This is a genomic window from Bacillus siamensis (assembly GCF_051628075.1).
GTDB classification, from domain to species: domain Bacteria; phylum Bacillota; class Bacilli; order Bacillales; family Bacillaceae; genus Bacillus; species Bacillus siamensis.
In genome coordinates this window covers 2,881,662-2,898,626 of the sequence record NZ_CP155579.1, presented here as the reverse complement: position 1 = coordinate 2,898,626, position 16,965 = coordinate 2,881,662, and the positions used below count along the sequence as shown (strand labels likewise).

10 protein-coding genes, 21 tRNA genes, 3 rRNA genes and 1 riboswitch are annotated in these 16,965 nt (G+C 48.9%); of the genes, 30 read left to right on the top strand and 4 right to left on the bottom strand.

The features are described 5' to 3' along the window. Positions 1-24: 24 nt before the first annotated feature. Complete coding sequence (locus tag ABDB98_RS14265; RefSeq protein ID WP_438420459.1) at positions 25-606, top strand: MOSC domain-containing protein; 582 nt, start codon at positions 25-27, stop codon at positions 604-606. Between the two features lies 1 nt (position 607). Here ABDB98_RS14265 and ABDB98_RS14260 read toward each other — a convergent pair whose 3' ends face one another. Beyond that, entirely contained in the window at positions 608-1,096 is a 489-nt protein-coding gene (locus tag ABDB98_RS14260; protein ID WP_438420458.1) for a DinB family protein, read from the bottom strand. 146 nt (positions 1,097-1,242) lie between these two features. Between ABDB98_RS14260 and ABDB98_RS14255 the strand changes: the two genes are divergently transcribed. Next, positions 1,243-1,773, top strand: coding sequence for an NfeD family protein (locus ABDB98_RS14255; protein WP_438420457.1), 531 nt, complete (start codon positions 1,243-1,245; stop codon positions 1,771-1,773). Between the two features lie 19 nt (positions 1,774-1,792). Further along, positions 1,793-3,322: a flotillin family protein gene (locus ABDB98_RS14250; RefSeq protein WP_438420456.1), complete on the top strand. Its 1,530-nt coding sequence runs from the start codon at positions 1,793-1,795 to the stop codon at positions 3,320-3,322. A 30-nt stretch (positions 3,323-3,352) separates the two neighbouring features. On the opposite strand, the gene thiT is transcribed toward ABDB98_RS14250, so the two are convergent. Continuing rightward, complete coding sequence (thiT, locus tag ABDB98_RS14245) at positions 3,353-3,934, bottom strand: energy-coupled thiamine transporter ThiT (protein ID WP_047477124.1); 582 nt, start codon at positions 3,932-3,934, stop codon at positions 3,353-3,355. Positions 3,935-4,033: 99 nt separating this feature from the next. Next, a riboswitch (TPP riboswitch) is annotated at positions 4,034-4,134 on the bottom strand. Positions 4,135-4,563: 429 nt separating this feature from the next. Between thiT and ABDB98_RS14240 the strand changes: the two genes are divergently transcribed. The 24 genes from ABDB98_RS14240 (at position 4,564) to ABDB98_RS14125 (ending at position 11,307) form a co-directional block, all read left to right on the top strand. Further along, positions 4,564-6,113 (top strand): 16S ribosomal RNA (locus ABDB98_RS14240). A 174-nt stretch (positions 6,114-6,287) separates the two neighbouring features. Further along, a 23S ribosomal RNA gene (locus ABDB98_RS14235) occupies positions 6,288-9,216 on the top strand. A gap of 51 nt (positions 9,217-9,267) precedes the next feature. Next, positions 9,268-9,383, top strand: a 5S ribosomal RNA gene (gene rrf / locus ABDB98_RS14230). The 16S, 23S and 5S rRNA genes sit together here with 21 tRNA genes alongside, the layout of an rRNA operon. A gap of 23 nt (positions 9,384-9,406) precedes the next feature. Next, positions 9,407-9,482 (top strand) — tRNA-Val (locus tag ABDB98_RS14225). A gap of 29 nt (positions 9,483-9,511) precedes the next feature. Continuing rightward, positions 9,512-9,587, top strand: a tRNA-Thr gene (locus tag ABDB98_RS14220). 37 nt (positions 9,588-9,624) lie between these two features. Further along, positions 9,625-9,700 (top strand) — tRNA-Lys (locus tag ABDB98_RS14215). A gap of 11 nt (positions 9,701-9,711) precedes the next feature. Then, positions 9,712-9,795: transfer RNA gene (locus tag ABDB98_RS14210), tRNA-Leu, on the top strand. Between the two features lie 9 nt (positions 9,796-9,804). Further along, positions 9,805-9,879, top strand: a tRNA-Gly gene (locus tag ABDB98_RS14205). A 19-nt stretch (positions 9,880-9,898) separates the two neighbouring features. Continuing rightward, positions 9,899-9,984 (top strand) — tRNA-Leu (locus ABDB98_RS14200). 9 nt (positions 9,985-9,993) lie between these two features. Beyond that, a tRNA-Arg gene (locus ABDB98_RS14195) sits at positions 9,994-10,070 on the top strand. Positions 10,071-10,088: 18 nt separating this feature from the next. Further along, positions 10,089-10,165, top strand: a tRNA-Pro gene (locus ABDB98_RS14190). A 4-nt stretch (positions 10,166-10,169) separates the two neighbouring features. Beyond that, positions 10,170-10,242 (top strand) — tRNA-Ala (locus tag ABDB98_RS14185). Between the two features lie 20 nt (positions 10,243-10,262). Further along, positions 10,263-10,339: transfer RNA gene (locus ABDB98_RS14180), tRNA-Met, on the top strand. 2 nt (positions 10,340-10,341) lie between these two features. Then, a tRNA-Ile gene (locus ABDB98_RS14175) sits at positions 10,342-10,418 on the top strand. A 7-nt stretch (positions 10,419-10,425) separates the two neighbouring features. Beyond that, positions 10,426-10,518 (top strand) — tRNA-Ser (locus ABDB98_RS14170). 19 nt (positions 10,519-10,537) lie between these two features. After that, a tRNA-Met gene (locus tag ABDB98_RS14165) sits at positions 10,538-10,614 on the top strand. 5 nt (positions 10,615-10,619) lie between these two features. Continuing rightward, positions 10,620-10,696: transfer RNA gene (locus ABDB98_RS14160), tRNA-Asp, on the top strand. Between the two features lie 12 nt (positions 10,697-10,708). Beyond that, positions 10,709-10,784, top strand: a tRNA-Phe gene (locus ABDB98_RS14155). 21 nt (positions 10,785-10,805) lie between these two features. Next, positions 10,806-10,881, top strand: a tRNA-His gene (locus ABDB98_RS14150). A 7-nt stretch (positions 10,882-10,888) separates the two neighbouring features. Then, a tRNA-Gly gene (locus tag ABDB98_RS14145) sits at positions 10,889-10,962 on the top strand. A 15-nt stretch (positions 10,963-10,977) separates the two neighbouring features. Further along, positions 10,978-11,054, top strand: a tRNA-Ile gene (locus tag ABDB98_RS14140). A 9-nt stretch (positions 11,055-11,063) separates the two neighbouring features. Then, a tRNA-Asn gene (locus ABDB98_RS14135) sits at positions 11,064-11,138 on the top strand. A 3-nt stretch (positions 11,139-11,141) separates the two neighbouring features. Beyond that, positions 11,142-11,232: transfer RNA gene (locus ABDB98_RS14130), tRNA-Ser, on the top strand. 3 nt (positions 11,233-11,235) lie between these two features. Beyond that, positions 11,236-11,307, top strand: a tRNA-Glu gene (locus ABDB98_RS14125). Positions 11,308-11,341: 34 nt separating this feature from the next. On the opposite strand, the gene ABDB98_RS14120 is transcribed toward ABDB98_RS14125, so the two are convergent. Next, the gene (locus ABDB98_RS14120) at positions 11,342-11,812 is read right to left on the bottom strand and encodes a TspO/MBR family protein (protein WP_060965116.1); all 471 of its coding nucleotides are present in this window, start codon (positions 11,810-11,812) and stop codon (positions 11,342-11,344) included. 133 nt (positions 11,813-11,945) lie between these two features. Next, complete coding sequence (locus tag ABDB98_RS14115; protein ID WP_438420455.1) at positions 11,946-12,665, bottom strand: TraR/DksA C4-type zinc finger protein; 720 nt, start codon at positions 12,663-12,665, stop codon at positions 11,946-11,948. A 284-nt stretch (positions 12,666-12,949) separates the two neighbouring features. On the opposite strand from ABDB98_RS14115, the gene ABDB98_RS14110 reads away from it, so the two are divergent. The 3 genes from ABDB98_RS14110 to menH are packed head-to-tail and all read left to right on the top strand — an operon-like array spanning position 12,950 to position 16,910. Continuing rightward, positions 12,950-14,365 carry an isochorismate synthase gene (locus tag ABDB98_RS14110; protein ID WP_438420454.1) on the top strand — a complete coding sequence of 472 codons (1,416 nt, stop codon included), beginning with the start codon at positions 12,950-12,952 and terminating at the stop codon, positions 14,363-14,365. Beyond that, positions 14,362-16,098 (top strand): 2-succinyl-5-enolpyruvyl-6-hydroxy-3-cyclohexene-1-carboxylic-acid synthase, encoded by a 1,737-nt coding sequence (menD, locus tag ABDB98_RS14105; protein WP_438420453.1) that lies wholly within the window; start codon positions 14,362-14,364, stop codon positions 16,096-16,098. The genes ABDB98_RS14110 and menD overlap by 4 nt, the downstream gene beginning before the upstream one ends. Next, positions 16,086-16,910, top strand: coding sequence for a 2-succinyl-6-hydroxy-2,4-cyclohexadiene-1-carboxylate synthase (menH, locus tag ABDB98_RS14100; protein WP_438420452.1), 825 nt, complete (start codon positions 16,086-16,088; stop codon positions 16,908-16,910). Before menD ends, menH begins: the two co-directional genes overlap by 13 nt. Positions 16,911-16,965 lie beyond the last annotated feature (55 nt).

Below are 16,965 nucleotides of genomic sequence, written 5' to 3'. Positions count from 1 at the left end.
TCAAGAAAAAGGCGGTGACGGGTGATGTGGAAGTGCATAACAGCAAAGGCGGAAGGCGTATATATAGCAGATACGGAACAATTTGTTACCAAAAAGATGGACAAGCTTCGTGCGGAATACGGCGGGTTTCCAGGTGACCTTCATTTCGGACTGACAAAAAAAGCCGGTGCGCGGGAGCCGATGTATCAAAGAGGGACGGAAATTTTTAACCGGAGACAAATTTCAATCGTGTCCATGGAGGAATGTGATGAGATTGCGGCGGCGATGGGGGTTTCTCATATCTTTCCCGAATGGCTCGGCGCTAATATCGCAATCAGCGGTTTTTCTGCACTGACGCCGCTTAAAGAAGGAAGCAGAATAATATTTCCAAGCGGTGCGTCTCTGTTGTGCGAGGGAGAAAATGATCCGTGCATTCAGCCGGGAGAAATCATTCAATCCTTTTACCCGGATCAGCCAAAACTCGCTGCGGCATTTGTGAGGCACGCAATGGGCAGAAGAGGAATTGTCTGTATTGTTGAACGGCCGGGAGACATATGCACGGGTGATTCGGTCGCCATCCATTCCTATGAACCGAAACGCGTCAAGAAAAAAATCGAGAAGGTCTGACTCAGACCTTCTCGATTTTTTGTTTGATTTCTTTTATTTGATTGATGTGACGCTTTTCATGATGGCCGATAAAATCAATCCACTGGCGGATCGTCAGTTCTTGAAAAACGGGATGCGGAAGCACCCGTTCAAAGTCTTCCTCGTTTAATGATGAAATAACGGCGGTCAGCTGCTGTCTTGCTGTATCTAATTCTTGTTTCGCTTCAATGACTGATATTCGGTTTTGCTCAGGCTCAACCTGTGACGGTGCCGGATGTTTAGTTGTTCTGTCCTCTATAAACTCCATCGGTTTTTCTTCGATTTTTTTAAACGGTGCTTCTTTTGCCTGCTTTGATAAAAGATTCTGCGCTGATTCGTCAATTTTCTTTAAATGGTCAAGGACTTCGCGCACGCTCCATTCATCAGCCGCGGGCTTTTGGTTGAATTCCTCATCAGAGAGTCCTTTCAGTTCTTCCCAAGTCTGCTGTCTGGCTTCATTAAAAATGCTCATTCTATCTCCTCCTTTGGAGTAAACATACCATATCCGGATTGGATAATCATGTAATCAGCCTTTCTTATCAGAAAATTGAAACCATTTTCCTTTACAACCGTATATAAAGTAACACTCCGACATCCAGGCCGAAAGGAGGAAAGAATGTGGGTGTATTTCATCTGCCGCTTGAGACGATCTATCTTTACACACTGATTATTGCGGGGAGTCTCACGCTTTTGATTCTGTTTTTTCAAGATGTGTTTCACGGCGTCTCGGAAGCCATTCCTGTTTCATTCGTAAATCCAACGTTGATTTTGTCGTTTTTGACCATCTTTTCAGCCTCGGGTTACATCGGCGAAATCTCAACTCCGCTTTCACATCCTGTCATTGCATTACTTTCATTTGTGCTTTCAGTTTTTTTGGTCAGCCTGCTTTACTTCTTCATCCTTGTACCGCTTTCATCAGCGGAAGGGTCGCTCGTATACCGGGAGTCGGATTTAAAGGGCAGAATCGGCAGGGTTATTACTTCGGTTCCGAAAGACGGCTATGGGGAAGTGATCATAGAGGGAATCGGAGGCGCCATTTCTAAATCTGCTGTCAGCTTTGATCAAGAACAGATTCAGTACGGGACGGCCGTATTAGTGATTGACGTGAAAGACGGAGTGCTTTTTGTGACGCCGCATGAACCAATCTGATATCTAAGGGGGAACTGTTATGACTATGCCGATTATCATCGTTATCGGAATCGTATTCTTTTTACTCATCGCACTTATTGCTGTATTTATTACGAAGTACCGGACGGCGGGGCCTGACGAAGCCCTTATCGTAACCGGAAGCTATTTGGGAAATAAGAACGTCCACATTGATGAAGGCGGAAATCGTCTGAAAATCGTCCGGGGCGGGGGAACGTTCGTGCTTCCGGTGTTCCAGCAGGCGGAACCTCTCAGTTTACTTTCAAGCAAGCTTGATGTCTCTACACCTGAAGTTTATACAGAACAAGGGGTGCCGGTAATGGCCGACGGAACCGCCATTATAAAAATCGGCGGCTCCATCGGGGAAATCGCAACAGCCGCTGAACAATTTTTAGGGAAGTCTAAGGAGGACCGCGAGCAGGAGGCGCGTGAGGTGCTGGAGGGCCATCTGCGTTCCATCCTCGGCTCCATGACCGTTGAAGAAATTTATAAAAACAGGGAAAAGTTTTCTCAGGAAGTCCAGCGGGTTGCGTCTCAGGATCTTGCCAAAATGGGACTGATGATCGTTTCCTTTACGATTAAAGATGTCCGCGATAAAAATGGCTATCTAGAATCATTAGGTAAGCCGCGAATCGCCCAAGTCAAGCGGGATGCGGACATTGCCACGGCAGAAGCGGATAAAGAGACGAGAATTAAACGCGCGGCGGCTGATAAGGACGCAAAAAAATCAGAGCTGGAGCGGGCGACGGAAATAGCTGAAGCGGAAAAAATCAATCAGCTGAAAATGGCGGAATACAGAAGAGAGCAGGACACAGCAAAAGCCAATGCCGACCAGGCATATGACCTCGAAACAGCAAAAGCCCGCCAGCAGGTGACAGAGCAGGAAATGCAGATTAAAATTATTGAGCGGCAAAAGCAGATTGAATTGGAAGAAAAAGAAATTCTCCGCCGTGAGCGCCAGTATGACTCTGAAGTGAAGAAAAAGGCCGATGCCGACCGTTATTCGGTAGAACAAGCGGCCGCAGCTGCAAAGGCGAAGCAGCTCGCAGAAGCAGATGCCGAACAGTATAGTATTGAAGCGATGGCCAAAGCGGAAGCTGAACGCGTGAGAATTGACGGTCTTGCTAAAGCGGAGGCTGAAAAGGCGAGAGGAGAAACCGAAGCGGAAGTCACCCGCCTGAAAGGTCTTGCGGAAGCGGAAGCTAAAGAGAAAATTGCTGAAGCCTTCGAAAAATACGGGCAGGCCGCAATCCTCGATATGATTGTGAAAATGCTGCCTGAGTATGCGAAGCAAGTCTCGGCGCCTCTTTCCAACATTGATAAAATAACTGTCGTTGATACGGGAGGAAGCGGTGAAAACGGCGGAGCCAATAAAGTCACGGGCTATGCAACCAATTTAATGGCCGGTCTTCAGGAAAGTTTAAAAGCATCTTCCGGAATCAATGTAAAAGAGATCATTGAGAATTTTTCAGGCAAAGGAAACATAAAACAAAGCATAAATGAACTTACAAAAGAACTGAGCGATTCGAAGAAAGAACGCAGCTCTGGATAAAAAAACAGCAGGCATAACCCGCCTGCTGTTTCAATTTGCCCGCTTGGATTCAAGAAGCCGCGGCGCCGTCATGAATAATAAGATAAGGACAATGGCTGAAAGGATAAAAGAAGGAATCATATAAGTCGCGTTGTAGACGAGCGAATAAATCCAGACCGGAGTGCCCTTCGGAGCATAGCTTCCGAAAAAGACCGCTCCGGAGATCACATGTGCCGCATACCGCAGCACACTGCCGATAAAAACGCCGCTTATCACATACACCGTTAATGCGCCTCTTTTTTTAGCCAATGCCGTTTCACGGACACCGGAAGCAAACAAGCCGCTGAAACCGAGAACTGCAAACGCCGCGATATAATCAAGAAATAGCTGCACCGGGTGCTGCAAAAACAAATTGCCGATGGCGATCTGGACAATCCCTGTTAAAAAGCCTGTCGTAAGCCCGGCCTTCACTCCCCAGCGGAATGAAATCAAAAAAATCGGAATCATCATAATAGAGACTGATCCGCCTTGTGGCATACGGAGAAACATACCTGACACAATGTCCAGAATGACGGCCGCTCCGGTCATAATCGCTATTTCTATTAAGCGCACAAGCTGTGTTGAATGATTCATAGTTTTCCCCCTGGTCAGACAACCGTATCAAGGATAAACAAAAAAGCAGGGCGGGGAAGGATGGGAAAAGGTCCGCGCGCTGCTTACAAAACTGCAATTCATTTGGCTTTGCCACATCCCTACGCCAGCGTTAACTAACAGGTTCAAAGGGTCAGAACAAAACGTTCACTCTCAGCTTTAATGCTCCCCTTGTGGTCATCAAGTATTTAGTTCAATCTTACTATACAAGAAAATATACCAAACCACAAGACAGCATTCTTTCTATAGAAGAGAAACTGAAATAAGTATGAATGAAAATAAACAGGGACTTTTTTTAAAAAAACTATTGTCATACTTTTAAAAGGGTGTTATATTATTAAACGTCGCTGATGAACAGCAGACAAAACAAAAAGCTTCGAAAACGATTTGAAAAAAGTTGTTGACATAAAAGAAGCTAAGTGGTAAGATAATAAAGCTGCTTCAACAAGCGGTAATGATCTTTGAAAACTAAACAAGACAAAACGTACCTGTTAATTCAAAGTTTTAAATAAATCGCACAGCGATGTGCGTAGTCAGTCAAACTAAGGTCTGCACGATGCAGATCACACAGACGTTACTGCAGGATGCAGTGAGCTTAGTCTGTGATCCATTTATCGGAGAGTTTGATCCTGGCTCAGGACGAACGCTGGCGGCGTGCCTAATACATGCAAGTCGAGCGGACAGATGGGAGCTTGCTCCCTGATGTTAGCGGCGGACGGGTGAGTAACACGTGGGTAACCTGCCTGTAAGACTGGGATAACTCCGGGAAACCGGGGCTAATACCGGATGGTTGTTTGAACCGCATGGTTCAGACATAAAAGGTGGCTTCGGCTACCACTTACAGATGGACCCGCGGCGCATTAGCTAGTTGGTGAGGTAACGGCTCACCAAGGCGACGATGCGTAGCCGACCTGAGAGGGTGATCGGCCACACTGGGACTGAGACACGGCCCAGACTCCTACGGGAGGCAGCAGTAGGGAATCTTCCGCAATGGACGAAAGTCTGACGGAGCAACGCCGCGTGAGTGATGAAGGTTTTCGGATCGTAAAGCTCTGTTGTTAGGGAAGAACAAGTGCCGTTCAAATAGGGCGGCACCTTGACGGTACCTAACCAGAAAGCCACGGCTAACTACGTGCCAGCAGCCGCGGTAATACGTAGGTGGCAAGCGTTGTCCGGAATTATTGGGCGTAAAGGGCTCGCAGGCGGTTTCTTAAGTCTGATGTGAAAGCCCCCGGCTCAACCGGGGAGGGTCATTGGAAACTGGGGAACTTGAGTGCAGAAGAGGAGAGTGGAATTCCACGTGTAGCGGTGAAATGCGTAGAGATGTGGAGGAACACCAGTGGCGAAGGCGACTCTCTGGTCTGTAACTGACGCTGAGGAGCGAAAGCGTGGGGAGCGAACAGGATTAGATACCCTGGTAGTCCACGCCGTAAACGATGAGTGCTAAGTGTTAGGGGGTTTCCGCCCCTTAGTGCTGCAGCTAACGCATTAAGCACTCCGCCTGGGGAGTACGGTCGCAAGACTGAAACTCAAAGGAATTGACGGGGGCCCGCACAAGCGGTGGAGCATGTGGTTTAATTCGAAGCAACGCGAAGAACCTTACCAGGTCTTGACATCCTCTGACAATCCTAGAGATAGGACGTCCCCTTCGGGGGCAGAGTGACAGGTGGTGCATGGTTGTCGTCAGCTCGTGTCGTGAGATGTTGGGTTAAGTCCCGCAACGAGCGCAACCCTTGATCTTAGTTGCCAGCATTCAGTTGGGCACTCTAAGGTGACTGCCGGTGACAAACCGGAGGAAGGTGGGGATGACGTCAAATCATCATGCCCCTTATGACCTGGGCTACACACGTGCTACAATGGACAGAACAAAGGGCAGCGAAACCGCGAGGTTAAGCCAATCCCACAAATCTGTTCTCAGTTCGGATCGCAGTCTGCAACTCGACTGCGTGAAGCTGGAATCGCTAGTAATCGCGGATCAGCATGCCGCGGTGAATACGTTCCCGGGCCTTGTACACACCGCCCGTCACACCACGAGAGTTTGTAACACCCGAAGTCGGTGAGGTAACCTTTATGGAGCCAGCCGCCGAAGGTGGGACAGATGATTGGGGTGAAGTCGTAACAAGGTAGCCGTATCGGAAGGTGCGGCTGGATCACCTCCTTTCTAAGGATTTTAACGGAATATAAGACCTCGGGTCTTATAAACAGAACGTTCCCTGTCTTGTTTAGTTTTGAAGGATCATTCGATTCTTCGAGATAATGTTCTTTGAAAACTAGATAACAGAAGTAATTCACATTCAATTGTAATGCAAGATATCACGTAGTGATTCTTTTTAACGGTTAAGTTAGAAAGGGCGCACGGTGGATGCCTTGGCACTAGGAGCCGATGAAGGACGGGACGAACACCGATATGCTTCGGGGAGCTGTAAGCAAGCTTTGATCCGGAGATTTCCGAATGGGGAAACCCACCACTCGTAATGGAGTGGTATCCATATCTGAATACATAGGATATGAGAAGGCAGACCCGGGGAACTGAAACATCTAAGTACCCGGAGGAAGAGAAAGCAAATGCGATTCCCTGAGTAGCGGCGAGCGAAACGGGATCAGCCCAAACCAAGAGGCTTGCCTCTTGGGGTTGTAGGACACTCTGTACGGAGTTACAAAGGAACGAGGTAGATGAAGAGGTCTGGAAAGGCCCGCCATAGGAGGTAACAGCCCTGTAGTCAAAACTTCGTTCTCTCCAGAGTGGATCCTGAGTACGGCGGAACACGTGAAATTCCGTCGGAATCCGGGAGGACCATCTCCCAAGGCTAAATACTCCCTAGTGACCGATAGTGAACCAGTACCGTGAGGGAAAGGTGAAAAGCACCCCGGAAGGGGAGTGAAATAGATCCTGAAACCGTGTGCCTACAAGTAGTCAGAGCCCGTTAACGGGTGATGGCGTGCCTTTTGTAGAATGAACCGGCGAGTTACGATCCCGTGCAAGGTTAAGCAGAAGATGCGGAGCCGCAGCGAAAGCGAGTCTGAATAGGGCGCATGAGTACGTGGTCGTAGACCCGAAACCAGGTGATCTACCCATGTCCAGGGTGAAGTTCAGGTAACACTGAATGGAGGCCCGAACCCACGCACGTTGAAAAGTGCGGGGATGAGGTGTGGGTAGGGGTGAAATGCCAATCGAACCTGGAGATAGCTGGTTCTCTCCGAAATAGCTTTAGGGCTAGCCTCAAGGTAAGAGTCTCGGAGGTAGAGCACTGATTGGACTAGGGGCCCCTACCGGGTTACCGAATTCAGTCAAACTCCGAATGCCGATGACTTATCCTTGGGAGTCAGACTGCGAGTGATAAGATCCGTAGTCGAAAGGGAAACAGCCCAGACCGCCAGCTAAGGTCCCAAAGTATACGTTAAGTGGAAAAGGATGTGGAGTTGCTTAGACAACCAGGATGTTGGCTTAGAAGCAGCCACCATTTAAAGAGTGCGTAATAGCTCACTGGTCGAGTGACTCTGCGCCGAAAATGTACCGGGGCTAAACGTATCACCGAAGCTGCGGACTGTTCTTCGAACAGTGGTAGGAGAGCGTTCTAAGGGCTGTGAAGCAAGACCGGAAGGACTTGTGGAGCGCTTAGAAGTGAGAATGCCGGTATGAGTAGCGAAAGACGGGTGAGAATCCCGTCCACCGAATGCCTAAGGTTTCCTGAGGAAGGCTCGTCCGCTCAGGGTTAGTCGGGACCTAAGCCGAGGCCGAAAGGCGTAGGCGATGGATAACAGGTTGATATTCCTGTACCACCTCCTCACCATTTGAGCAATGGGGGGACGCAGGAGGATAGGGTAAGCGCGGTATTGGATATCCGCGTCCAAGCAGTTAGGCTGGGAAATAGGCAAATCCGTTTCCCGTGAAGGCTGAGCTGTGATGGCGAGCGAATTATAGTAGCGAAGTTCCTGATTCCACACTGCCAAGAAAAGCCTCTAGCGAGGTGAGAGGTGCCCGTACCGCAAACCGACACAGGTAGGCGAGGAGAGAATCCTAAGGTGATCGAGAGAACTCTCGTTAAGGAACTCGGCAAAATGACCCCGTAACTTCGGGAGAAGGGGTGCTCTGTTAGGGTGCAAGCCCGAGAGAGCCGCAGTGAATAGGCCCAGGCGACTGTTTAGCAAAAACACAGGTCTCTGCGAAGCCGTAAGGCGAAGTATAGGGGCTGACGCCTGCCCGGTGCTGGAAGGTTAAGAGGAGCGCTTAGCGTAAGCGAAGGTGCGAATTGAAGCCCCAGTAAACGGCGGCCGTAACTATAACGGTCCTAAGGTAGCGAAATTCCTTGTCGGGTAAGTTCCGACCCGCACGAAAGGCGCAACGATCTGGGCACTGTCTCAACGAGAGACTCGGTGAAATTATAGTACCTGTGAAGATGCAGGTTACCCGCGACAGGACGGAAAGACCCCGTGGAGCTTTACTGCAGCCTGATATTGAATGTTGGTACAGCTTGTACAGGATAGGTAGGAGCCTTGGAAACCGGAGCGCCAGCTTCGGTGGAGGCATCGGTGGGATACTACCCTGGCTGTATTGACCTTCTAACCCGCCGCCCTTATCGGGCGGGGAGACAGTGTCAGGTGGGCAGTTTGACTGGGGCGGTCGCCTCCTAAAAGGTAACGGAGGCGCCCAAAGGTTCCCTCAGAATGGTTGGAAATCATTCGCAGAGTGTAAAGGCACAAGGGAGCTTGACTGCGAGACCTACAAGTCGAGCAGGGACGAAAGTCGGGCTTAGTGATCCGGTGGTTCCGCATGGAAGGGCCATCGCTCAACGGATAAAAGCTACCCCGGGGATAACAGGCTTATCTCCCCCAAGAGTCCACATCGACGGGGAGGTTTGGCACCTCGATGTCGGCTCATCGCATCCTGGGGCTGTAGTCGGTCCCAAGGGTTGGGCTGTTCGCCCATTAAAGCGGTACGCGAGCTGGGTTCAGAACGTCGTGAGACAGTTCGGTCCCTATCCGTCGCGGGCGCAGGAAATTTGAGAGGAGCTGTCCTTAGTACGAGAGGACCGGGATGGACGCACCGCTGGTGTACCAGTTGTTCTGCCAAGGGCATCGCTGGGTAGCTATGTGCGGACGGGATAAGTGCTGAAAGCATCTAAGCATGAAGCCCCCCTCAAGATGAGATTTCCCATTCCGCAAGGAAGTAAGATCCCTGAAAGATGATCAGGTTGATAGGTCTGAGGTGGAAGTGTGGCGACACATGGAGCTGACAGATACTAATCGATCGAGGACTTAACCATTTTTGAATGTATGCTTACTGTTATCTAGTTTTGAGAGAACACTCTCAATGGTTTGGTGGCGATAGCGAAGAGGTCACACCCGTTCCCATGCCGAACACGGAAGTTAAGCTCTTCAGCGCCGATGGTAGTCGGGGGTTTCCCCCTGTGAGAGTAGGACGCCGCCAAGCCATTACACGTAAGTGTAATATATGGAGGATTAGCTCAGCTGGGAGAGCATCTGCCTTACAAGCAGAGGGTCGGCGGTTCGAGCCCGTCATCCTCCACCATTTCTATTATACATAAGTTGGCGTATTAGGCCGGTGTAGCTCAATTGGTAGAGCAACTGACTTGTAATCAGTAGGTTGGGGGTTCAAGTCCTCTTGCCGGCACCACTTTTATATGTTATACTATATAAGTCTCTTGTAAAAAGAGCCATTAGCTCAGTTGGTAGAGCATCTGACTTTTAATCAGAGGGTCGAAGGTTCGAGTCCTTCATGGCTCACCATGTTTTTTCTTGCGGATGTGGCGGAATTGGCAGACGCGCTAGAATCAGGCTCTAGTGTCTTTATAGACGTGGGGGTTCAAGTCCCTTCATCCGCATTGCCAAACGCGGAAGTAGTTCAGTGGTAGAACATCACCTTGCCAAGGTGGGGGTCGCGGGTTCGAATCCCGTCTTCCGCTCCAACTAAACTATACCATCCATGCCGGGGTGGTGGAATTGGCAGACACACAGGACTTAAAATCCTGCGGTAGGTGACTACCGTGCCGGTTCAAGTCCGGCCCTCGGCACTTATTGTTGCGCCCGTAGCTCAATTGGATAGAGCGTTTGACTACGGATCAAAAGGTTAGGGGTTCGACTCCTCTCGGGCGCGCCATACATACTTTTGAAAAATCGGGAAGTAGCTCAGCTTGGTAGAGCACATGGTTTGGGACCATGGGGTCGCAGGTTCGAATCCTGTCTTCCCGACCACTTTGGGGCCTTAGCTCAGCTGGGAGAGCGCCTGCTTTGCACGCAGGAGGTCAGCGGTTCGATCCCGCTAGGCTCCACTTGATTTTAATTGTTTTTTGGCGGTGTAGCTCAGCTGGCTAGAGCGTACGGTTCATACCCGTGAGGTCGGGGGTTCGATCCCCTCCGCCGCTACCATTGGACCTTTAGCTCAGTTGGTTAGAGCAGACGGCTCATAACCGTCCGGTCGTAGGTTCGAGTCCTACAAGGTCCACCACTTATACGGAGGAATACCCAAGTCTGGCTGAAGGGATCGGTCTTGAAAACCGACAGGGGTGTCAAAGCCCGCGGGGGTTCGAATCCCTCTTCCTCCGCCATATCTAATTTAATCATCATCGCGGGGTGGAGCAGTTCGGTAGCTCGTCGGGCTCATAACCCGAAGGTCGCAGGTTCAAATCCTGCCCCCGCAACCAAAAATGGTCCGGTAGTTCAGTTGGTTAGAATGCCTGCCTGTCACGCAGGAGGTCGCGGGTTCGAGTCCCGTCCGGACCGCCATTTATATAAAAAGGCTCGGTAGCTCAGTTGGTAGAGCAACGGACTGAAAATCCGTGTGTCGGCGGTTCGATTCCGTCCCGAGCCACCATTTTAATTTAATATTGTTTTGGCGGTTGTGGCGAAGTGGTTAACGCACCAGATTGTGGCTCTGGCACTCGTGGGTTCGATTCCCATCAATCGCCCCAAACAAATGCGGGTGTAGTTTAGTGGTAAAACCTCAGCCTTCCAAGCTGATGTCGTGGGTTCGATTCCCATCACCCGCTCCATTTTTATATTGTCGTGGGCCTGTAGCTCAGCTGGTTAGAGCGCACGCCTGATAAGCGTGAGGTCGGTGGTTCGAGTCCACTCAGGCCCACCATGATAATTTTCCACAGTAGCTCAGTGGTAGAGCTATCGGCTGTTAACCGATCGGTCGCAGGTTCGAATCCTGCCTGTGGAGCCATATGGAGAAGTACTCAAGTGGCTGAAGAGGCGCCCCTGCTAAGGGTGTAGGTCGTGTAAGCGGCGCGAGGGTTCAAATCCCTCCTTCTCCGCCATAAGGCCCGTTGGTCAAGCGGTTAAGACACCGCCCTTTCACGGCGGTAACACGGGTTCGAATCCCGTACGGGTCATTAAAAAACCTTGCATACTATGCAAGGTTTTTTATTATGAGTTCATAGTGTAAATGGTAAAAGACAGGTATGTGGCAAAAGCGCTCCATAATAAATAAGGAACCAAAAGCCAGGCTGAAGCTTTGCTGTATTTACCGGCAATCATCAATAGAATGAGTGTTGTAACGGCTACAAGCAGGCAATCGATAGATGCAGCAAGCAAATTTTTCTGTGTGAATTGAAAAAAGCTGAAGCCTTGATTCGCGATATAATTGATGAGAAGCATCAACCAGAAAGCTTTGGATTCTTTACATGAGAACTTTACGTATACCAAGGCTGCTGACAGGGAGATAAGCGCAAACAAAACCGCCCATATGATGCCTATCACTGATCCGCTCGGCGTCCAGTCAGGTTTTTGAAGCGCGTCGTACCATTCCCGATCTACGGGAAAGAGAAACCCCGCTAAGGAAAACAAGGCATATGTAATGATAAATACAATGATCGCACCGATATACTTCTTTTTCATCTCTTCCCTCCATTGTTCAATGTCATTCCCGATTTTGGAAAGGTCAAACCTTTTTGAGAGCCATGCACCATTAAGTGTATGAGTTTCCATTGCAAAAATGCAACAAATGTAAAAACCCCGGTAAGCCGGGGTTTTAGTCAGCATGAAGATCACCGAAAGTCGTCATAATTCCTTCTTCGTCCAGTTCCTGTTCATATTTTTCGTGGTCTCTGCTTGGATACACGGAAATGTTTTTTCCGGTAATATCTGTGGCGATAAAATTTTCATAATCCTCAACATAGCCGATGTTTTCTTCTGAGTTCATTGTCATATCGTTGTAGCTGAGAGGCGGAACCTCTAAATCTTGAGGTGTTTCTGAGTTTCCGTATTCCTCTACATCCTGATATGAGTCTTCACTATCGTAAGGCGGCCGTATTGATTCATCATCATCAAATTCAAACTGTCCGAACGGTGTTTCCTCTTCAATCGGCCTGTCTTTAGAAACGGCATCCTGAGAGGAATATTCCGCCAAGGTGGTAGCCGTCGGCAGAGCTTCCAGTCTGTCATAAGGGATTTCCTTGCCGCTGACTTCACAAATACCGTATGTGCCGTTTTCAATTTGTTTCAGGGAGTAATCAATGTCGCGAAGATGCTCCCGTTCATGGTCGAGGAGCGTCAGATCTTTTTCACGCTCGTATAATTCAGTCGCCTGATCGCCGGGATGATTGTCATAGGAAGACAATTCGCCGGATGACTGATACGGGAATTCATCTGTTAATTGAAATTGGTCATTTTCTTTAAAACGGCTTAAGATATCATGTTTGGCTTCTTCGAGTTCTTTTTTCAAGTGTGTGATCTGTTCGTTTGTAAGCACATCATTCCCTCGTTTCTATGTGATGCTTATGACTGTTAGTATGAACGTTTTTGTGCAGAAAAATGGTGGATAAAAATGGTCGTTTTCCCACAGTAAAGTAAAGGATACAGTGATTGCCGAGAGTGGGGAAAGAAAATTCAAGTTTGTTTCTTTATTCATTTGTGCAAAAAGGTTTATAATAAGAAATGCAGGCATTTTGTCGTGCGCAAATCTGTGTGTTTGACACAAAGTCATCACAGGTGTATTGTATTAAAAGCATTTAACGGATTATGGAGGAATGTCTCATGGTGACAACGGTGCAGCATACGTTCCGAGAGGAAGCAGATCATGCATTACATAAAGCCAAACAAGTCAACCATGCTGTCTTATTGAGCTATTCAAGACGTATTGCGTCTTTAGACCCTCTATCATTTTTCAAAGACGGAGCAAAAAAATATAAAGGCAAACGATTTTTTTGGTCAGAACCCGGTAGTGAATTAACAATAGTCGGTCTTGGCACAGAAGCGCTGTTCCAATCGAATGAAAAAAACGAAAAACGTTATCAAGACGTTTTTGAACAATGGGAGCGCTTTAAAAAGACGGCTTATCATATTCATGAAGAAGAAGAGGCGGCGCATACCGCGGTCGGCCCTGTCTTATTCGGCGGTTTTTCATTTAATCCCGCTGAAGAAAGAGGAGACGAATGGGATGGGTTCGAAGAAGGACTGTTCTTTATTCCCTCACTCATGCTGACAAAGACGGCGGATGGTGATTATTTAACCGTCAATCAATGGGCGGCAGACGGCAATCAGGCAGAAGATGTACTGAAACGTCTGAAATCTTTTTCTGAAGCTTTTACAGTTTCTTCAATGACGTATGAGGAATATCCTGGTTTAACGAAAGCGGAAGAACTCGATGTAGAAAACTGGCTTGACGCCATTAAAACAGCAACAAATGATATGAAAGCAAATCAATATGATAAAGTTGTGCTGGCAAGGGAAGTCGTTTTGTCATATGACGGGCCAATTCCGGCAGAAAGCGTTATCCGCAAGCTTTTGACAGATCAAACGACAAGCTATGTTTTTGCGATTGAGCAGGGAAATAAATGCTTTGTCGGCGCTTCACCGGAACGGCTGATCAAAAAATCCGGCAAAGACGTCATGTCCTCTTGTCTGGCAGGTTCAATTAAGCGCGGAGAAAGTCAGGAAGAAGATGACCGTCTCGGCGAAGAATTGCTGCATGACGAAAAAAATCTGGCGGAGCATGATTTTGTGGTTCAGATGATAAACGATGCTTTTTTATCGAGCTGCAGTGATGTGAAAAAGCCTGCAGGTCCGCAATTATATAAAACAAAAAGTGTGCAGCATCTGTATACACCGATCACCGGCCGCCTTAAAACGTCCGCTTCGCTGTTTGATTTAATTGAAAAGCTGCATCCCACACCGGCATTGGGCGGAGCGCCCCAGCAGAAAGCTGTTGAAGTTATCGCTGATATTGAACCGATGACACGCGGGTGGTACGCGGCGCCGATCGGCTGGATGGACGGCAGGGAAAACGGAGAATTTGTCGTGGCCATCCGATCAGGATTGATTGAAGACAAAAGGGCGCGCCTTTTCGCAGGCTGCGGTATTGTTGAAGATTCAGATCCGCAATCAGAATATGAAGAAACACAAATTAAACTAAAGCCGATGATCTCTGCTTTAGGAGGTGAAAGGCTTTGACAAACCCGATTACACATTATATCGGAAGCTTTATTGATGAATTCGCTCTTTCGGGTGTAACCGACGCGGTCGTTTGTCCCGGATCAAGGTCGACTCCGCTGGCGGTTTTGGCAGCGGCCCACCCGGATATTCAAGTCCATATACAAATTGATGAACGATCCGCAGGTTTTTTCGCACTCGGCCTTGCAAAAGCCCGTCAGCGTCCGGTCATGCTGATTTGTACGTCAGGAACGGCAGCGGCTAACTTCTATCCGGCCGTGATTGAGGCTCATTATTCAAGAGTGCCTCTCATTGTCCTGACTGCTGACCGGCCCCATGAATTAAGGGAAGTAGGGGCGCCTCAGGCGATTAACCAGCATTTTCTGTTCGGTAACTTTGTTAAGTTTTTCACAGACTCGGCTCTTCCCGAGGAAAATCCTCAAATGCTGAGTTATATCAGAACTTTGGCCGGCAGAGCCGCAAGTGAAGCGGGGAAGCAGCCGATGGGACCGGTGCATGTCAATGTGCCGCTCAGGGAGCCTTTGATGCCTGATTTGTCAGCCCGGCCTTTTGAAAGAATGAGAGCAGATCGGCATGTCTCTGTCACAACAGGGATTCAGTCTGCCGATCCGGCCTCATTGCGTCATATTACAGAGCGTCTTGCGAATACCAAAAAGGGTATGATCGTCTGCGGCGAAATTCACGGTGAAGCAGAAAAACAGCAGATCCTCGCGCTTGCCGAGATGCTTCAATTCCCGATTTTGGCTGATCCGCTTTCAAATCTGCGAAACGGAAAGCATGATAAGGCGCTGATCATTGATGCTTATGACTCGTTCTTAAGAGATGAGGAGATAAAAGAAGTGCTGCGTCCGGAAGCTGTGATCCGCTTCGGTCCGATGCCGGTTTCCAAACCGCTCTTTGTATGGCTCAGGGATGATCCTGCCATTGAGCAGTTTATCGTCGATGAAGACGGAGGGTGGAGAGATCCCACTCAGGCCGGCGCCCATATGATTCATTGCCATCCGTCGGTGTTTTTGGAAGCGGTCCGTTCAGTTGAAACGGGAAGACGGCCGTCCGGATGGCTGGAAAAATGGCAGTTTGTCAATGAGCGGTTCCGTGGCCATTTACAGCATGCGGGCATGGATAATTTGTCATTCGAAGGAAATGTATATCGCCACCTTCAGCACCTTGTTCCTGAAGACAGTTCGATTTTTGTCGGCAACAGCATGCCAATTCGCGATGTGGATACTTTCTTTGAAAAGCAAGATCGTTCCTTCCGCGTCTATGCCAACCGCGGCGCTAACGGAATTGACGGAGTTGTTTCCTCGGCTATGGGCGTATGTGAGGGAACAAAAGCCCCCGTCACGCTTGTGATTGGAGATTTATCGTTTTACCATGATTTAAACGGGCTGTTAGCGGCTAAAAAACTTGGAATTCCGCTTACGGTTATTTTAATAAACAATGATGGCGGCGGGATTTTCTCATTTTTGCCGCAGGCATCTGATAAAACTCATTTTGAAGAACTGTTCGGTACGCCGACGGGCCTTGATTTCCGGCATGCCGCAGCACTGTATGGCGGGACGTATACTTGCCCTGAGACATGGGAAGCATTTAAGGATGCGTATCAGCCGCAGGCGGACAAGCCCGGACTTCATATTATCGAGCTGAAAACAGATCGGACCTCAAGAGTTCAATTCCATCGCGATCTGCTGCAGGCCGCAGTGCGGGAAGTGAAAAAAGAATGGAGACTGTAACTGTCAAAATGGCTGACGGCGTGTGCTACCGGGTGAATGATACCGGTGACCGCTCGTCTGAAGCAATTGTTTGTCTGCACGGATTTACGGGCAGTAAAGAATCATGGATGTTTCTGCGCGAGATGTTTCCCGGCAAGCGAATGGTGCTGATTGACTGCCTGGGTCATGGGGAGACAGACGCGCCTGTGCAAGCGGCAAGGTACAGTACGAGCCGGCAGGTTGCGGACCTTGCCGCCGTTTTTGATCAATTAAAACTTCACAAAGTGAAACTTATTGGTTATTCTATGGGGGGAAGACTTGCGTATTCCTTTGCACAGGCATTTCCGCATCGGGTGTCAGCGCTTGTTTTGGAAAGCTCTACTCCGGGTCTCAGCACGCTTCAGGAACGCAAAAAGCGGATTCAGTCAGACCGGAAGCTTGCTGACTTTATATTGAAGGAAGGCATAACATCGTTTGTCGATTATTGGGAGGGCATTCCGTTGTTTGCCACACAGCTTTCTCTGCCGGACAGCGTAAAGGCGTCCATCCGTGCCGGCAGGCTGAAAAATAATCCGTCCGGACTTGCAGGCAGTCTGCTCGGAATGGGGACGGGTTCGCAGCCTTCCTGGTGGGATGCTTTAGACCGCATCAAGGCGCCCGTTCTGCTCATATGCGGTGAATGGGACGAAAAGTTTTGCGTGATTAATCAAAAGGTGCATAACCTGCTCCCATCAAGTAAAATAGAGGTTGTCAAACAGGCGGGGCACACGGTACATGTGGAACAGCCGCGAATTTTTGGTAAGATAGTAAGTGAGTTTTTATACGGCTTGTAAAGCATAAAGAAAATAGCTTTTCGGCCGGACTCAGGCAAAAATGAAGGAGGTCATA